Origin of the sequence: Cupriavidus sp. UGS-1, assembly GCF_021213615.1 — a bacterium.
Classification (GTDB): Bacteria; Pseudomonadota; Gammaproteobacteria; order Burkholderiales; family Burkholderiaceae; genus Cupriavidus.
The window spans coordinates 143,861-157,496 of sequence record NZ_JAJQJF010000003.1; the positions used below are offsets into that span (position 1 = coordinate 143,861).

Genomic DNA, 13,636 nt, shown 5'->3' on the forward strand with positions numbered 1-13,636 from the left:
CAAGGAACTGACATTTGCCCTACCAACAATGCATGCCAACGATAGCGCTGTCCCTTTCCCCACCACGGAACTCCAGCCATGCTCCTTTCCTTCGCTTCCCTGTTGCGCCGCCGCGCGACGTTGCCGCTCGCGGCCGGCGCCATGCTGGCCGCGCTGCTGCTGGCCGGCTGCGGCGGCGGCGACGATGGTGCGACCCTGTCGCCCTCGGCCGCTCCCGACACCACCAATCCGAGCGGCAAGCTCCCCGGCAGGCCCGGCAACTGCTCGAGCCGCTGCGCGCCCTGACTGCGCGACGTTCCCAACGAACAAGAATCCGCCATGACATTCAATCCGTCGAAGCGACAATTCCTGAAGGCTTCGCTGGGCACCGGCGCCGCTGCCGCCGTGCTGGCGAGCTTCCCGCCCGCCATCCGCCGCGCGCTGGCGATCGAAGCCCACAACGCGACAGGCACCATCAAGGACGTCAAGCACGTCGTGATGGTGATGCTCGAGAACCGTTCGTTCGACAGCTATTTCGGCACGTTCAAGGGCGTGCGCGGCTACGGCGACCGCTTCCCGATTCCGCTGCGCAACGGCCGCACCGCGCTGTACCAGACCGATGCGAACGGCAACATCATCACGCCGTATCACCTGGACGAGACAGCCGGCAACGCGCAGCGCGCCGGCGGCACGCCGCACAACTGGGCCGACTCGCAGGCGGCTTGGGACCACGGCCGGATGGACCGCTGGCCGGTGGCCAAGCAGCCGCTGTCGATGGGCTACTACGATGACGAGGAGGTGACGTTCCAACGCGCGCTGGCCGATGCCTTCACGCTGTGCGATGCCTACCATTGCGGCATCCACACCGGCACCATTGCCAACCGCCTGTTCTACTGGACAGGCTCGAATGGTCCGACCGGCGACAACGTCGCGGTGACGGTCAACGAGTTCAACGGCGGCGCCGACGTGGGACCGTCGACCGAAGGCTGGACCTGGGAAACCTATGCGGACCGGCTGCAGGCCGCCGGCGTCAGCTGGAAGGTCTACCAGAACATTCCGGACAACTTCGGCTGCAACCAGATGATGAGCTTCCGTCATTGGCGCGCCGAGATGGAGAAGATGCCGGCCGGACGGCAGGTATCGAACACCAACGCGCCGGGCTTCAATCCGCCGTACGACCCGGCCATCGACGACCGCTACAGCCCGTTTGCCAAGGGCTTCTGCAACACCATGGCCGACGGCGGCTTCCTGCAGTCGCTGCGCGACGACGTGCAGAACGGGCGCCTGCCCGAGGTCTCGTGGATCATCCCGCCGGCCGAGTTCAGCGAGCACCCGGGGCCGTCGAGCCCGGCGAAGGGCGGCTGGTACGTACAGGCGATTCTCGATGCGCTGACGTCGGACCCCGAGGTCTGGAGCAAGACCGCGCTGATCATCAACTACGACGAGAACGACGGCTTCTTCGACCACCTGCCGCCGCCGACCGCGCCGTCGCGCAATTCGGACGGGACCGTCGCCGGAAAATCGACGCTGTCGGATGCGCAGATGGCATTCGAATACCACGATTACCAGCCGGCCACGCCCAAGCAGCCGGCCAGCGACGGGCGGCCCTATGGCCCGGGTCCGCGCGTGCCGATGTGGATCGTCTCGCCGTGGAGCCGCGGCGGCTGGGTCAATTCGGAGGTGTTCGACCATACCTCGGTGATCCGCTTCCTCGAGGCGCGCTTCGGCGTGATGGAGCCGCAGATCAGCCCGTACCGCCGCGCGGTATGCGGCGATCTGACCAGCGCGTTCAATTTCGCGACGCCGAACGCGAACCCGCTGCCTGAACTCGCCGGTCGCACCACGCGAGCGGAGGCCACCAGCCTGACGGCCGCGCAACAGGCGATGCCGAAGATCCCGGTGCCCGCCACGCCGGCATTGCCGGTGCAGGACGCCGGCACGCGCCCGTCCCGTGCGCTTCCTTATGAGTTGCACACCAGTGGGCGTGTCGATGCCCGCAACAACCGGCTGCAGCTGCTGTTCGCCAATGCCAGCGCGCGCAGCGCCGGTGCGGTGTTTCACGTCTACGATCGCCTGCATCTGGATCGCATTCCGCGACGCATCGTCGTCGAGGCCGGCAAGATGCTGGACGACGTTTGGGACCTGAGCGGCGACGGCGGCAAGTACGACCTGTGGGTGCTCGGCCCGAACGGCTATCACCGCAGCTTCGTCGGCGATGCGGCGGAGCAGGGCGAGGCGATGCCGGAGATCCAGGTCTGCTACAACCCGTGCGAGCGGCCGACCGTGCAGGTCAAGCTGCATAACAACGGCCGCCGGCCGATCCGCTTCACCGCGGAGGCGCTGGCCTATCGCAGCGATGGCCCGTGGACGAAGATGGTCGCTCCCGGCAAGGTGGTCGAGTTCGAGTGGGCGATCGGCGACTCGGGGTGTTGGTACGACTTCGTCGTGACCTGCGACGCGAGCCCGGCATTCCGCCGCCGCTTTGCCGGACGGATGGAGACCGGCAAGGACCTGGTCAGCGATCCGGCGATGGGGCAGAGCGCCTGAGTCGGCCGCAGTCGCGGAGGACAACCCCGTCGTTCCCGCGCAGGCGGGAGCCCAGTGTCTTTGAAAGCCGCTGGGTCCCCGCGTTCGCGGGGACGACGGAGGTTGGCCGGCGCGCCGCGCTCGCTCAGCCGGTCCGCATGAAGGTACCCAACCCTTCGTGGTCGTAGTACTCCAGCGTGAGCCGGTCGCTGCCGAACCACACGCGCGAGATCGTGCCGGGCGTCGCGTTCTCGTTGCGCAGCTGGAACGTGTAGACGTCGCCATCCCAATGCGACAACGGCAGCACCAGCGGCGCGGGGCCGATCGTCAGCACCAGTGCGCCACCGGATTCGCGTACCGTGATCGGCCCGTAGTAATCATTGGCGTAGTCGCCGGCATAGACGGACAGCGCGCGCGGCGGCAGCGGCGAGGCCGGCGGCGTGGCGCCGACCAGCGCGCCCTCCGGCGCCAGCACCGGTGCCAGCGCCTCCTCGATGATCGTGGCCCAGTCCTGCTGGATCGCGCCGTGATCGACCAGATCGAAGAACTGGTTGTTGATCGTCTCGGGCACGCCGATCGGATAGCCGTTGGTCAGCGTGACGATCGCCAGGCCGAGCGATGGCACCGCGAGAAAGGCCGTGGCGGCGCCAAGCGCGAACGCGCCCGAGTGGTTGTACATCGGGCGGCCGGCGGGATTGATGCCGACATTGAAGCCATAGCCGTAGAAGCCGGCCGGACGTCCGCCTGCCGGCGGCGTCGACTGATTATGCGGGGCGATCGCTTCCTTCAGCGCACCAGCGTCGACGATGCGCCTGCCTTCGAACATGCCCTCGCCGAGCATCATGATCAGCCAGCGCGCGACATCGTTGACCGAGGCGCTGACGCCGCCGGCCGGCGATTGCGCATCGGCATCGCGCACCGGGCCCCGTACCCACACGCCGTTCTCCCGTACGTGGCCGACCGCCCGATTGTCGCGGGCCACATAATCGGCGTGGCGAGAGCTGGTGCGCGTCATGCCGAGCGGTCGATAGAGGGTCTGCTCCGATAGCGTGGCCCAGTCCGTCGCCGCTGGGGTTGCGACCGCTTCGGCGGCGGCAGTCAGCCCGAAATTGGTGTACTGGTACGACGCGCGAAACGGATGCAGCGGCAGGAACCGCAGCCGCTCCAGCACCTGGCGGCGGTCGTACCCCATGTCCTCGAGGCGGTCCCCGGCATGGTCGGGCAGACCCGAGCGATGCGAGTACAGGTCCGCTACGGTCAACACCGGATTCACTTCGGCATCGGACAGGGCAAACCACGGCAACTGCGATTGCACCGGCGTGTCCCACCGTACGCGTCCGATTCCGACCTGATGCGCGACCACCATCGCGCCGATCGATTTCGACATCGAGGCGAGCTGGAACACGGTATCGGCGTCAACGGGCGCGGTCTCGTCGACGGCCCGCTTGCCGAATCCTCTGGCATAAACGATTCGACTGCCGGCTTGATCGCGGCGCACCACCGCGGTGGCCACACCGGGCACGCCGGTGCGCGACATCTGGACGGTCACCAGCTTGTCGAGGCTGGCGATGGCCTCGGCGATCCGGGCCTCCGGCACCGGCGACGGCTGACCCGAGGGTGGCGAGGGATCGTCGTCGTCGCCACCGCAGGCGGCGAGGGCGGACCCCAACGTGGCGACGAGAAACGAGCGGCGCGAATGCAAGGTCGTCATGGCGGGTCCCCTTCGTGTTATTCGGGCAGGCCGCTGCGCGCGCAGCGCTCCTGTCTTGCTGGACAGTAGAAGCTGCGGCGGCGAATGTCGAGGACGGGAACGGGGCCGCCGGCGCGGCAAGGCCGGATGTGCGGGACGGGATGCCGCGAGCGCGGTTTGGCGCCGCGTTCAGGCGAATGCTGCTTGCCTTTCGGGCCAGGCCAGATGGGTACGCAAGAAGGCGATCTGATCCGCGACGACGAGGCGGCGGACCGCCTCGTTGTAGAAATCGAAATGCGCGCAGGGATAGCGCCGCAATTCGCCGAGCGGTGCCCGATCCGCGATCCGGCGGCCGAGGTGCGAGGGCGTTTGCGCATCGCGCTCGGCCAGACAGACCAGCAACGGCGCGTTGACGCGGTGCGCGCGGCGCCCCGGCCGGTACCACAGCATCATGTCGAGCAGCACGCGCGGCGTGATCTCGTTGCGCCAGCTGTCGTTGCGCATCGAGCGGATCACCGCGTCCGCCTCGTCGAAGGCCATCACCGCAAGCTGGCCGCGCGGTGCGACCGCGGGGACATAGTGCGGCGGCCGGCCGATTCGGCCATGCCACCAGTCCTTCAGCATGGCCCGCAGCAATTGCCGGGTCTCTGCCGAGGTCCTGCCTTCGACCTTGCGCGGAAAGCCGTTGAACGGCACCTGCGCGACCACCGCGGCGATCCGCGAGTCTTCGGCTGCTACCTCGACCACATGGCCGCCGCTCAGCGAGCTGCCCCACAACGCGATTCGTTCGGGATCGACGCCCGCCAGCGTGCGCGCATGCCGAATCGCCGCATGCCAGTCCGCCTTCTGCGCGGCGATCGAGATCAGTTGGCGCGGCGTGCCGGCACTCTCGCCGAAATAGCGGTAGTCGAAGGTCAGCACGACAAAGCCGGCGCCGGCAAAGTCTTCGGCGGTGCTGGCCAGCGAGCCCTGTTGCGTTCCGCCAAAGCCGTGCGCCATCACGATGCAGGCGGGCAACGTCTCGCGCTGCGCGGGGCGATAGACGTAGCCGATGCAATCGACGCCATCGACCTCGAAGCGCGTTGCGGTCTTCTGCACCATGGACATCGCTTGATTTCCCTCCATTGCGCTCAGGCTGCCGCTGCCTCAGGCCGCTGCTCGCTGCCCGGCTTTCCAAGCCTCATGGCGTTTGCCCCAGGCGGACATTGCCGTCACCGCATCATTGAGACTCAGGCCCAGCGGCGTGATCGAATACTCGACGCGCGGCGGCACTTCATCGTAATCATGGCGATGGATCAGTCCGTCCGCCTCCATCTGCCGCAATTGCTGCGCGAGGACTTTTTCGCTGACGCCGGGCAACAGCCGGCGCAATTCCGCGAATCGATGCGGGCGCAGATGCAATTCCCAAAGCACCGATGTTTTCCATTTGCCGCCGATTGCCTGCAGCGCAGAGGCAAAGCCGCAACTGTCCGGTTCCTTGTTCCTCATTGCAAAAATCTCCATCCCCGGAATCGGGGTACTTACCTCAAGGTGCGTTCTTCCACGGGCAAAGGCGAATCGATATCATCGATTCTCCCTTTCACAACTCATCGGGCGGCCGCAATCTCGATCTGCGACCGCCGGAGAACTGTTGCATGGCATCCAATTCGCAGCCGCGCGATGCTGCCCCGATGGGCGCGGCCGTCGTTACCATTTTAGTGAACCCGTGCCATTGGTTTCGGCATGACATTGCGGAGTGCGGCAATGCGGGCTGAAGATCGCAAGCGAACCGCGGCATGTTCGTGCCGTGGCGTCGAACTGGTGCTCGCCGGCGAACCGCGCCGCGTCTACGCATGCAGTTGCCTGGAGTGCCAGCGCTGTACCGGCTCGGCTTTTTCCTACCGGGCCATCTATGCCGAATCGGCGATTGTCAGCCGAAAAGGCGAAACCCGGACATGGCGCCGTACCGGGACATCGGGACAATGGCTGGAACAGGAATTCTGTACCACGTGCGGATCGGTGGTGCTGATGCGGGCGGAGGCATTGAAGGAAGCCATTTCGGTATCGGCGGGATGCCTGGAGGATCGGGATTTCCCGCCGCCGCAATTGCTGCATTGGGCGGAGCGCAAGCATCGGTGGCTTTGTCTGCAAGACATTACCGAATCCCGCCCGGCATAAAAACACGGCGATCCGCAAATGAACTCCGCGGCATCACCGCGGGTTTTCCCTGATTCGGGCAAATTTTCTTCGCTTCGTTTCCAATTTGCCGCGTTTGGGTTATTAGTCCGGCAAAGGGTTTTCGGTATGATGCGAAGCCATGCCCGCGCGCCAGCCCCAATCCTGCTCATCGGACGATTCCGCCGCCAGCGGCATTGTCCTGGGCAGTATCTGGTCGTTCGGGTTTCGCGCCCTGGCCGCATTCTTCGGCCTGATTGTGGCGATGCTGATTACCCGGCAATTATCCCAGCCCGATGCCGGGCGCTATTTCCTGTTGCTCAGTGTGGTTTCCGTCGCCGCGGTCGTGCTGGGCGGTGGACTGAATTTCAGCGTCGTCAGGCTGATTGCGGAAGCCCAGGCGCAGCGGCGTCCGGCACGCACGTTGGGCGTGATCGATCTGTCGATCCGGTTCGTCGCGGCGGCGGCGGTGCTGACCGCCATCGTCATGGCCGTGCCGCCGATACGGCTGCTGCTGGTCGATTGGCTGGCCTACGACGGCCGCCTGCCGTGGATCGCGCTATGGCTGTGGATCGCCGCGAGCGCCTTGCAGACCTTGCTGGCAGAGATCTTTCGCGGCCTGCAGAACCTGTTTCTCGCCTCGCTGTTCTCCGGCGCGGCAAGCGCCGTGCTGTCGGTATTGCTGCTGACCGCATTCGGCTGGTTGGTGCCCGCTTCGCTTGACGCGGTCGTGGTCGCCATCGCCGCGGCCACGCTAGCCGGCGCAACCGTTGCCGCGGTCTGCCTGTGGCGCGCCCGTGAGCCCTTGGGAACGTCCATCGAGCGCGATGCCCGGCGGCTGTGGCAGACCAGCGCTCCGCTGTGGGCGACACAGCTGACGCTGCTGGTCCTGCTGCAGGCCGATATCTGGATCCTGCAGGGCGCCGGCGACAGCGCCGGCGTCGCGCTGTATGGCACCGCCGTTCGGATGACCGTGCTGCTGACCTTGCCGCTGACGGTGCTCAACGCCGCGCTGATGCCGGTGATTTCGGCTCGCCATGCGCTGGCGCGCCATGCCGAGCTGCAGCGCCTGTTGCGCGATGTCGCCTCGCTGGCCGCGCTGCCCGCCGCGCTGGCGGTGCTGGTCTTCGCGGGCTGCGGGGAGCCGCTGCTGAGCCTGCTGTTCGGCGATGCCTATCGGGCCGCGGCGCCGCTGATGCTGGTGCTGTCGCTGGGCCAGCTCGTCAATGTCCTGTGCGGCTCGGCCGCTTACACGCTGATGATGACGGGACGGCAGCGGGACATGATGTGGATCACGATCGCCGCCGGTGCATTGACGATCGGGCTGGGCCTTGCCGTCGTTCGCAGCCACGGCGCGCTGGGCGTGGCCTGCGCCTCGGCCATCGGCCTCGCGCTGCAGAGCCTGGCGATGTGGCTGCGCGTGCGGCAGACTCGCGGCCTGTGGACGCATGCCAGCTGGCGTGGGTTGCTGCAACCGCTCGCGACGCTGAGGCAATTGCGATGACGCCGCCGCGCGTGAGCCTGGTCGTGCCGGTGTACAACGCCGGACGCTATATCGCCGAGACGCTGGACTCGCTGCTGGCGCAGCGCTATCCGGACCTCGAAATCATCGTCATCGATGACGGTTCCACCGACGATTCGTGGGCGCGGATCCAGCGCCATGCCGGCCGCTGCCGTGTGTTCACGCAGCCGAACCAGGGCCAGGCCGCCACGCTCAATCGTGGCTGGGCGCTGGCCTCGGGCACCGTGCTCGGCTACCTCAGCGCGGACGACACGCTCGAGCCCGACGCCGTCGCACAGGTGGTGCAGGCGCTCGAATCGCGGCCGCAGGCGGTGCTGGCCTATCCGGACTATTGGCTGATCGACGCCGATTCGCGGCGATTCCGCGAGGTCAGCGCGCCGGACTTCGACTATGCCGCGGTGCTGCTCGAAGGGGTCTGTCCGCCCGGCCCCGGCATGCTGTTCCGCCGGGAGGCCTTTGCGCGTGTCGGCGGCTGGGACCCATCGCTGCGGCAAATTCCCGACTACGAATTTCTGCTGCGGATCGGGCTGTGCGGCGAGGGCGTCCATGTTGCCCAGCGGCTGGCCAGCTTCCGTGTCCACGAACAATCGCAGACATTTGCGCTCGCCGATGCCGCTCGCGTTGGCGAGCATGGCAGGGTGATTGCCGGCTTTTTTGCCCGCGACGATGTTCCGCCGGCGTATCGGGCGGCGCGGCGGCAGGCGCAGGCCAACGCCGCGATCCTGATGAGCCGCGGCCATCTGCGCGCCTGGCGCTTCGGTCAGGCGCTGGACTGCGGAATGCGGGCGCTGGCGGCGCACCCCGGCGTGCTGCTGCGCGCGCGGACGTGGCGGCTGCTGGCGAACGGCTTGCTTGGCAGGGCACTACATGATTGGCGTGCGCGCCGAGGACAGCAGGTGAGGGCATGAAGGCGGCGGGCATGATGGCAACGGATCGGACCGGACAATCGCGCCCGGCGCTTCGGTGGGGTGGGCGCGCGCTGGTTCTCCTCTGGCTCGCGGTCGCCGCGGGTACCTATGTCGGTCACCCCGGCAGTCCATGGGTACTGACCGCGTTTCACCTGGCGTTCGCGGCGATGCTCGCGCTGCTGCCGCGCCGGCCGCGCGTCGACGCCTACGGCTTCCTGGCGATCTTCCTGTTCCTCGGCTTCTGGGCGAAGTTCGTCGCGCACCAGTGGTTCCGCTATCCCTATATCGAGCCGATTGGCGACTTCGCCCAGCGCCCCGAGCAGTGGGACCGCGCGCTGGCGGCGGCGACGGCGGCGGCGGTCGGCGTCGCGCTGTTCCGTGTGGTGCAGCTCGGCTGGCTGCGCCACCGGGCCGGGCAGGCGGTGCTGCCGCTGTCCATGCCCAGCTTGGCGGTGCCGGCCTGGTACCGGCGCGCCCCGGGGTGGACCTGGGCCGGCCTGACGGTGGCGGTGGGGCTGTTCTACCTGGCCAACTATCACTACGCGTTCTTCGTGACAGGCGTCAACGCGCGCATCGTGCTGCCGTTCAAGCTCAATGCGATCTTTGCCTGGACCGCGTATTGCGGCATCGCCGCGCTGGTGATGCTGCTGGCCGACTGGGAACATCAGCGTCGCTCCAATCGCTTGTGGCCGCTCGTGATCGCACTGAGCGTGCTGGGGGTCGTGATGTCGGCATCGATGTCCAGCCGGGCCAGCGCACTGTTCGTATTCGGCGCGTTGGCGATGGCCAGCCTCGCTCACGGCCGGATCGCGCCCTCGCGCTGGTGGCGCGAGGGCGGGTGGAAATGGCTGCCGGTGATGGCCGCCGCGTTCGCCGCGAGCCTGGTGGCGGTCTCGGCGATCCGGCTGACGTTGTACAAGGTGGCCGATCCGAACGCGCCTGCCGCCGCGACGTCGCCCGCGCAGCCTGCCATCGACGCCGGCGCGGCACCCGACGCGACTTCCAACGCGCCGGCCAACGCGCCGGCCAACGCGATCTCCGCGCCGGCGGTCAATGCATCGCCGGCTCCGGCAGCGGCTACGCAGTATGTACTGCCCGCATCGGCAAGCGCCGCTTCAACGGGCGGCTCGGCGCCCGCCATCGCCGTTGCCCCAGTTGCGCAACAGCGGCTGCAGATGACGCCGAGCAATATGCTGCGCCAGGTCATGCTGCTGACGATCGACCGCTGGATCGGCATGGAAGGCATGATGGCCGTGGCGTCCAGCGACCGGCTCGGCCTGCCGCTGTTGCGCGAGGGTCTGACCGAAGACCCGGCGCGCGGCGTCCATGCGGTTTTCCAGCGCCTCGCGCATTCGGTCTACGCCTATCAGCCGGACTTCACCTATCTGACGCTGCCGGGCTTCGCGACCGTGCTGTACTACAGCGGCTCGCTGCTGGTGGTCTGTCTCGGCATGTTCGCGGTCTGCGCGCTGATCTGCTGGCTCGACGGCCTGGCGTTGCGTGCGACCGGCAGCCGTCTGCTGACTGCATGGGTCGGCCTGCTGCTGGCCAATGCGGTGTGCCAGATGAGTTTTCCGTATCTGGCCCTGGTATTCGCCGTGCTGACCGGGCTGTCGCTGATCGGCTTCTGGCTGCTCGGCCATATCGGCCGCGGCGAGCCGCGGACGGTGGCGCAACATGCATGAGCCGCGGGTGGTGTGCGTGACGGGCGCCAGCGGCTTTCTCGGCCGCCATCTGGTGCGCGCGCTGCAGGGCGAGTCCGGCACGGTGCTGCGCACATTGAGCCGGGGCGGTCCGCACGACGGCCACACGCAATTTCGCGGCGACCTGCGGGATGCGGCGAGCCTGCGCGGCTTTGTCCATGGTGCCGCCGTGCTGATCAATCTGGTCAATCCGGCCGACGCGCCGGACGAGGGCGCCCACGCGGACGCGATCCGCCACCTTGCCGAAGCGGCGCGACAGGCAGGAGTCTCCCGCGTGCTGCATGTCAGCACCGCCGTCGTCGTCGGGCGCTGCAATGCCTTGCGGATCGACGAGCACACCCTATGCCGGCCGCGCACCGAATACGAGCGTCGCAAGGGGCTGGCCGAGCGGCTGCTAGCCGAGCGTCTCGGCCCGGCGGTGGATCTGGGAATCATCCGGCCGACCGCGATCGTCGGCGAAGGCTCGGCCAATCTGCGCAAGCTTGCGTCGCTGATCGCGCACGGTCCGGCGTGGAAACGGCACGCGCTGCGCGTCATTCATGGCCACAGGCAGATGCATCTCGTCCCGGTCGAGCGCGTCGTCGCGGCGCTGAGGATGCTGGCAGGCGATCCACGGCCGCTCGCCGGTGCGACCTTTGTGGTCAGCGCGGATGACGATCCGCTCAATCGCTACCAGGCCATCGACTCCCGTCTCGGACAGCTGCTCGGCAAGCCGCTCGCGGGTAACACACCGGCCGCGCCGACGTGGCTGCTGCGCTTCGCCTTGCGCATGCTGGGCCGCTCGCTGTGCGATCCGCGCCAGCGGTTTTCCGACGCCAGGCTGGTGGCATATGGATTGGCCGACCGCCATTCGCTGGACGCAGCCCTGGCCGCCTTTGCCAGGGGCTTTGCCGCCGACCGCGGCGCGGAGCGGGCACGATGAGGGTGCTGTTTGTCTGCGATGCGATCGACCCGTCGATGGGCGGCGGGACCGCCGAACGGACCTTTCGGCTCGGCCGTGCGATGAAGCAGGCCGGTGCCCAGGTGTCGCTGCTGGCGACGCGCATCGGACTCGGCCCGCAGCGGCTGCGCGAGCTCGCCGGCATCGACTGCACGCTGGTGCCGACGCCGAGCCGGCGCTTCATCGTGCCGTGGGTCTGGCCGGGCAGCATCGCGCGCCGCGTGCGGCAGGCCGATGTCGTCCATATCCACGGGCACTGGAGCTGGCTGGGCGCGCTGAGCGGATGGATGGCCCTGCGGCACGGCCGGCCGTACGTCTACTGTCCGGCCGGATCGTTGCCGATCTTCGGGCGCTCGAAGGCGATCAAGACGCTGTACAACGCGATCGTCGGCAAACGGCTGGTGCTGGGCGCCAGTTGCTGCGTGGCGGTCACCGAGCAGGAGCGCGCCCACTTCCATGCCTACGGCGTGCCCGATTCGCGCATCGTCGTGCTGCCCAACGGCGTCGATGCCGAGCCGTGCGACGATCTGCGGCCGCAGCGTGCGCGCGACCGCCATGGCATCGGCACGGCACCGCTGGTGCTGTTTCTCGGCCGGCTGGCGCTGATCAAGGGTCCGGATCTGCTGATCGAGGCATGGAGCCGGGTCGCAACGGCCCATCCCGATGCGCGGCTGCTGCTGGCGGGCCGCGACGCTGGCGAGCGTGCCGCGCTGCTGGCGCAGATCGAACGGCTCGGCCTGCAGGGGCGCGTGCAGCTGATCGGCAATGTCGAGGGCCAGCACAAGCTGGACCTGCTCGCCGCCGCCGACCTGCTGGTGGTGCCGTCGCGCCAGGAAGCGATGTCGCTGGTCGTGCTCGAAGCCGGCCTGCTGGGCACGCCGGCGCTGATCACCGACCAGTGCGGCTTCGATGCGCTGGAGCCGGCCGGCGGCGGGCACATCGTGCCGGCTACGGCCGAGGGACTGGCCGCCGGGCTCGAGCGGATGCTGGATCTCCCCCCGGCGCAGCGGCAGGCGATGGGCGCGGCGCTGCAGCGGCTTGTGCTCGAGCGTTATACCTGGGCGCATCTGGCCCGACAGGCGTGGGCGCTGCATCGGCAACTGATCGACGCCGGCACACCCGCCAACGCGGCCCCTTCCGCCGACGCGGCTCCTTCCACCACCGACCATCCCGATCCCCATGTTCAGCGATAAATGCCTGCTCATCACCGGCGGCACCGGCTCCTTCGGGAATGCCGTGCTGGAGCGGTTTCTCGACAGCGATCTGCGCGAAATCCGCATCTTCAGCCGCGACGAGAAGAAGCAGAACGACATGCGGCTGCGCTACGCCAGCCCGAAGCTGAAATTCCATCTGGGCGATGTGCGCGACCAGCAGAGCCTGCTGGCGGCATTCCAGGGCGTCGACTATGTGTTCCATGCCGCGGCGCTCAAGCAGGTGCCCTCGTGCGAGTTCCATCCGATGGAGGCGGTCAAGACCAATATCGTCGGCACGGAACAGGTGCTCGGCGCCGCGCAGTCTTGCGGGGTTCGGCGCGTGATCTGCCTGAGCACCGACAAGGCGGTCTATCCGGTCAGCGCGATGGGCATGAGCAAGGCGCTGATGGAAAAGGTGGCGCAGGCCAAGGCGCGCCAGCTCGACGAGCAGCGCACCAGCGTCTGCATCACGCGCTACGGCAACGTGATGGCATCGCGCGGCTCGGTGATTCCGCTGTTCGTCGAGCAGATCCTGGAGCGCCGGCCGTTGACGCTGACCGATCCGCGCATGACACGCTTCATGATGAGCCTGGAGGACGCGGTCGAACTGGTGATGTTCGCGTTCAAGCATGGCCGCAATGGCGACATCTACGTGCAGAAGTCGCCGGCGACGACGATCGCGACGCTGGCCAAGGCCCTGTGCGAACTGTTCGATGTGCCGGACCACCCGGTGCGGATCATCGGCACGCGCCACGGCGAGAAGCGCAGCGAAGCGCTGCTCAGCCGCGAGGAGATGGCGCTGGCCGAGGACCTGGGCAGCTACTACCGTGTGCCGCCGGACAATCGCGACCTGAACTACGCCAAGTTTTTCGAGCAGGGCGAGACCGCGATCTCGGCGTCGGCCGACTACAGCTCGGACAACACCGAGCAGCTGGACCTGCAGCAGACCAAGGCGCTGCTGCGGCGCCTGCCCTTCGTGCGCGCGGCGCTCGAAGGCCAGTACAGCCAGGTGGAGTACTGA

Annotated in this window: 12 protein-coding genes; 9 read left to right on the forward strand and 3 right to left on the reverse strand. The window is 67.8% G+C overall.

Annotated elements, in window-relative coordinates; all coding sequences use genetic code 11:
• The first annotated feature begins 78 nt into the window (after positions 1–78).
• Together LRR16_RS05605 and LRR16_RS05610 are read left to right on the forward strand one after the other, a co-directional pair.
• Positions 79–285: a hypothetical protein gene (locus tag LRR16_RS05605; RefSeq protein WP_232205100.1), complete on the forward strand. Its 207-nt coding sequence runs from the start codon at positions 79–81 to the stop codon at positions 283–285.
• A 33-nt stretch (positions 286–318) separates the two neighbouring features.
• On the forward strand, positions 319–2,526 hold the full coding sequence (locus LRR16_RS05610) for a phosphocholine-specific phospholipase C (RefSeq protein ID WP_232205102.1): 2,208 nt from the start codon (positions 319–321) through the stop codon (positions 2,524–2,526).
• A 124-nt stretch (positions 2,527–2,650) separates the two neighbouring features.
• On the opposite strand, the gene LRR16_RS05615 is transcribed toward LRR16_RS05610, so the two are convergent.
• The 3 genes from LRR16_RS05615 to LRR16_RS05625 all read right to left on the reverse strand — a co-directional run bounded on the left by LRR16_RS05615 (position 2,651) and on the right by LRR16_RS05625 (position 5,683).
• Complete coding sequence (locus tag LRR16_RS05615) at positions 2,651–4,216, reverse strand: serine hydrolase (protein ID WP_232205103.1); 1,566 nt, start codon at positions 4,214–4,216, stop codon at positions 2,651–2,653.
• Positions 4,217–4,384: 168 nt separating this feature from the next.
• Complete coding sequence (locus LRR16_RS05620) at positions 4,385–5,296, reverse strand: alpha/beta hydrolase (RefSeq protein WP_232205105.1); 912 nt, start codon at positions 5,294–5,296, stop codon at positions 4,385–4,387.
• Between the two features lie 45 nt (positions 5,297–5,341).
• On the reverse strand, positions 5,342–5,683 hold the full coding sequence (locus LRR16_RS05625; protein ID WP_232205107.1) for a helix-turn-helix domain-containing protein: 342 nt from the start codon (positions 5,681–5,683) through the stop codon (positions 5,342–5,344).
• A 255-nt stretch (positions 5,684–5,938) separates the two neighbouring features.
• On the opposite strand from LRR16_RS05625, the gene LRR16_RS05630 reads away from it, so the two are divergent.
• The 7 genes from LRR16_RS05630 to LRR16_RS05660 all read left to right on the forward strand — a co-directional run bounded on the left by LRR16_RS05630 (position 5,939) and on the right by LRR16_RS05660 (position 13,636).
• Positions 5,939–6,352, forward strand: coding sequence for a GFA family protein (locus tag LRR16_RS05630; protein WP_232205108.1), 414 nt, complete (start codon positions 5,939–5,941; stop codon positions 6,350–6,352).
• A 139-nt stretch (positions 6,353–6,491) separates the two neighbouring features.
• Positions 6,492–7,853 (forward strand): lipopolysaccharide biosynthesis protein, encoded by a 1,362-nt coding sequence (locus LRR16_RS05635; RefSeq protein ID WP_255674028.1) that lies wholly within the window; start codon positions 6,492–6,494, stop codon positions 7,851–7,853.
• On the forward strand, positions 7,850–8,779 hold the full coding sequence (locus tag LRR16_RS05640; RefSeq protein WP_232205110.1) for a glycosyltransferase: 930 nt from the start codon (positions 7,850–7,852) through the stop codon (positions 8,777–8,779). The genes LRR16_RS05635 and LRR16_RS05640 overlap by 4 nt, the downstream gene beginning before the upstream one ends.
• Before the next feature lie 11 nt (positions 8,780–8,790).
• A complete protein-coding gene (locus LRR16_RS05645) occupies positions 8,791–10,464 on the forward strand; it encodes a hypothetical protein (RefSeq protein ID WP_232205111.1) in 1,674 nt (557 codons plus the stop codon).
• Positions 10,457–11,404 carry an NAD(P)-dependent oxidoreductase gene (locus tag LRR16_RS05650; RefSeq protein ID WP_006577438.1) on the forward strand — a complete coding sequence of 316 codons (948 nt, stop codon included), beginning with the start codon at positions 10,457–10,459 and terminating at the stop codon, positions 11,402–11,404. The genes LRR16_RS05645 and LRR16_RS05650 overlap by 8 nt, the downstream gene beginning before the upstream one ends.
• Positions 11,401–12,615 (forward strand): glycosyltransferase, encoded by a 1,215-nt coding sequence (locus LRR16_RS05655; protein WP_232205112.1) that lies wholly within the window; start codon positions 11,401–11,403, stop codon positions 12,613–12,615. The genes LRR16_RS05650 and LRR16_RS05655 overlap by 4 nt, the downstream gene beginning before the upstream one ends.
• On the forward strand, positions 12,602–13,636 hold the full coding sequence (locus tag LRR16_RS05660) for a polysaccharide biosynthesis protein (RefSeq protein WP_064576567.1): 1,035 nt from the start codon (positions 12,602–12,604) through the stop codon (positions 13,634–13,636). Before LRR16_RS05655 ends, LRR16_RS05660 begins: the two co-directional genes overlap by 14 nt.

Excerpts from the sequence above, each read along its gene's own strand:
- LRR16_RS05605 (WP_232205100.1), top strand. The coding sequence starts at position 79 with ATGCTCCTTTCCTTCGCTTCCCTGTTGCGCCGCCGCGCGACGTTGCCG.
- LRR16_RS05610 (WP_232205102.1), top strand. The coding sequence starts at position 319 with ATGACATTCAATCCGTCGAAGCGACAATTCCTGAAGGCTTCGCTGGGC.
- LRR16_RS05615 (WP_232205103.1), bottom strand. The coding sequence starts at position 4,216 with ATGACGACCTTGCATTCGCGCCGCTCGTTTCTCGTCGCCACGTTGGGG.
- LRR16_RS05620 (WP_232205105.1), bottom strand. The coding sequence starts at position 5,296 with ATGGTGCAGAAGACCGCAACGCGCTTCGAGGTCGATGGCGTCGATTGC.
- LRR16_RS05625 (WP_232205107.1), bottom strand. The coding sequence starts at position 5,683 with ATGAGGAACAAGGAACCGGACAGTTGCGGCTTTGCCTCTGCGCTGCAG.
- LRR16_RS05630 (WP_232205108.1), top strand. The coding sequence starts at position 5,939 with ATGCGGGCTGAAGATCGCAAGCGAACCGCGGCATGTTCGTGCCGTGGC.
- LRR16_RS05635 (WP_255674028.1), top strand. The coding sequence starts at position 6,492 with ATGCCCGCGCGCCAGCCCCAATCCTGCTCATCGGACGATTCCGCCGCC.
- LRR16_RS05640 (WP_232205110.1), top strand. The coding sequence starts at position 7,850 with ATGACGCCGCCGCGCGTGAGCCTGGTCGTGCCGGTGTACAACGCCGGA.
- LRR16_RS05645 (WP_232205111.1), top strand. The coding sequence starts at position 8,791 with ATGATGGCAACGGATCGGACCGGACAATCGCGCCCGGCGCTTCGGTGG.
- LRR16_RS05650 (WP_006577438.1), top strand. The coding sequence starts at position 10,457 with ATGCATGAGCCGCGGGTGGTGTGCGTGACGGGCGCCAGCGGCTTTCTC.
- LRR16_RS05655 (WP_232205112.1), top strand. The coding sequence starts at position 11,401 with ATGAGGGTGCTGTTTGTCTGCGATGCGATCGACCCGTCGATGGGCGGC.
- LRR16_RS05660 (WP_064576567.1), top strand. The coding sequence starts at position 12,602 with ATGTTCAGCGATAAATGCCTGCTCATCACCGGCGGCACCGGCTCCTTC.